Annotated in this window: 3 protein-coding genes; all 3 read right to left on the bottom strand. The window is 43.1% G+C overall.

What is annotated here, in order from left to right:
• Positions 1-297, bottom strand: a 297-nt coding sequence (locus tag F456_RS0121370) for an RHS repeat-associated core domain-containing protein (RefSeq protein WP_026294031.1), incomplete at its 3' end; no start/stop codon positions are given.
• A gap of 489 nt (positions 298-786) precedes the next feature.
• Positions 787-1,254 (bottom strand): Imm30 family immunity protein, encoded by a 468-nt coding sequence (locus F456_RS0121365; RefSeq protein ID WP_018979055.1) that lies wholly within the window; start codon positions 1,252-1,254, stop codon positions 787-789.
• Between the two features lie 17 nt (positions 1,255-1,271).
• A partial coding sequence (locus F456_RS23880) for a polymorphic toxin-type HINT domain-containing protein (RefSeq protein ID WP_211223584.1) occupies positions 1,272-2,270 on the bottom strand: 999 nt, incomplete at its 5' end.

The following is a 2,270-nucleotide window of genomic DNA, read 5'->3' as shown; positions in this document are numbered from 1 at the left end:
TGTCTGCCACCATGTTGCGCCATCCGCACTCAGACCAAATGGATCGATATACGACACCGGATTGCCGTTCACATACGCATACCGGTTCATCGTCAGTCCGTTACCGATGCTTCCGCTCAGCACATCCCGGTTCACGAATCGCTTAATCTCCGGGTTGTAGTAGCGGGCTCTCATCTGGTACAAACCGTTAGCATCTGTTTGCACGCCGTCGCGTCCATTGTACTGGAACGGCTGGTTCGTTGCACCCTCGTGGGTCAGGCGTTCACCATACGTATCGTAGCTGTACGTATCGGTCACTTGTCCCTGCTCGTCGGTCAGGGCCGTCGTGCTTCCGCGTAGATCATAGTGATACGTTTGGTACTGTCCTGCCGCATCTTTGTGTCCAATCAGACCCAGACCGTAGACGTATCACTTAAAAAACCTTGAATGGCATAAAGCCACTCAAGGTTTAATAAAAACTATTTGTAAAGGGAAAAGCGTTCTCCATCAATAACAAGAGCACTGCTTCTGGTCAAATTGAAGTTTCTCAAAGCCGATTTGATTTCTTGAAAAACATATTTATCGTTCTCGTCCAAAACCTCAATTTGCTCAAATTTTTGCTGCTGGTAAAATTAAGTCCAATATTCCGCCCTACTATATGCATTAAAAGTCAGCACTATCAAAATTTATAGATTATTAGCCTTTACCAACATTCCTGATGAGTCAAGAATCGTATTACCAGCTAGCCCGCGCAAATTAGATTAAATTCATCACTTAACCTTACCGTTCGCAAGTGCTCTATGAATCTCAGGATTTTTTCATACCTAAAACTTCATTCACAGAATCTTCAAACTCTTCAGGGTCTTCTTCTTTTATTTCAATTAGAAATTCAAATATTTCTTTTCTTGTCTTTTCATCAATTATCGAAAGAACGTGTGCGTAGCTTTTTCTGACTTGTGGATGATTCAAGATTCGATAATGCATGATCTCAGCCCAATCTTTTGCGTGTCTTATCATACTAGGTACTGAGAATGCTATAAGATAAAGTCCCTCATCAACATTTTGTTGATACAAATATTCGATTCCATGAACGAGACCGAACATGACTTCATGATGCTCAGTTGCATCGTCAAACCCTTTACACAAGTCACCAATTATTGAAGCGTCTTTTAAAGAAATAAGATTTTCAATTGCTTTTTCAAATTCACGAATTTCATTCTCGGTTCTAAGGAGTCTATTATCATATACCTTTTCCAATTCAATTTGGACGTCCAAAAGCCTCACCTGCTTTCTTACTTCTTATAAAGTGCCGGATGCAACTGCCTATTCATTTCAATAACATTCAGAAGGCTTTCTTTAATTTCCGGAATATATAGCCCATTTTTCATATAGATTCTTCTTGAATCCCAAATATCATGTGCTAATGCATCTCGATAGCTTAAATTCAAATATTCATCAAGTTTATCACCAGTTAACCCATAGGTAAACGTCTCCCGATGTCTTCCTCCTGTCCCAGGATGAGGTTGTTCCATGTTCATGCTTACCCCATCTTTTGTTTTGACACCTGCTTGAATCATTTTCTTGTCAGAAGGCATATGATGGGGGGTAATGTTATCAAAAGGCTTTCCTTTCTTGATTAACTGCCTATATGTGCCGACCTTTCCTTCATTCGGCAGAAGAGACTTGCTCTCTCCAATAATACCTTTAAGATTACAAGCATCATTATTCGTGTTATGCACCCAGATCCCCAGGTCACTCACGAAGTACGTATGGAACTCATCCACCGTCATGTTATACACGCGGGCCGAGCGATGCTCAAGCTCGATCTTCTCGATCTCAAGCTGCGTCCCATCCGCTTGGGTCAGCTCGTCTCCGACCTTGAGGTCTTTGACATACGTCCAGCCTTTTCCTTCGACCCAGAACGGATGGTTGTACGTCGACTCGATCTTCTGACCGCCTACATGAATCGTATAGATTTCCTCAGCGATATGGTTGAAGGTCGCTGTTACGGTCTTGTAGCCTTCTTTGCCGGTAACATCATCTTTGGAAAGGACCTGATCGCCGACTTGGATATCTTCGATGTTCTTGTCGCCTTGGTCGGTTTTCACTTGAGTGCCGGCGGTAAAACAGTTACATCCATTTACTAACTTGGAAGCCCGAGAATTACTTTCTTTTCCCAGCTTTCCAATCAACCAAGCCCCGCCTTCAATCCCTTCCTTCGCCACATACTTCCCAACATGCTTACCAAAAGGAATCCAGCTCGCCGCCGTTCCCACTCCGGTCGCGACGCG

The sequence above is a fragment of the Saccharibacillus kuerlensis DSM 22868 genome, from assembly GCF_000378145.1.
Taxonomy (GTDB): Bacteria; Bacillota; Bacilli; order Paenibacillales; family Paenibacillaceae; genus Saccharibacillus; species Saccharibacillus kuerlensis.
Note: the sequence above shows the minus strand (reverse complement) of the source record. Positions and strands in the feature narration are given on the sequence as shown.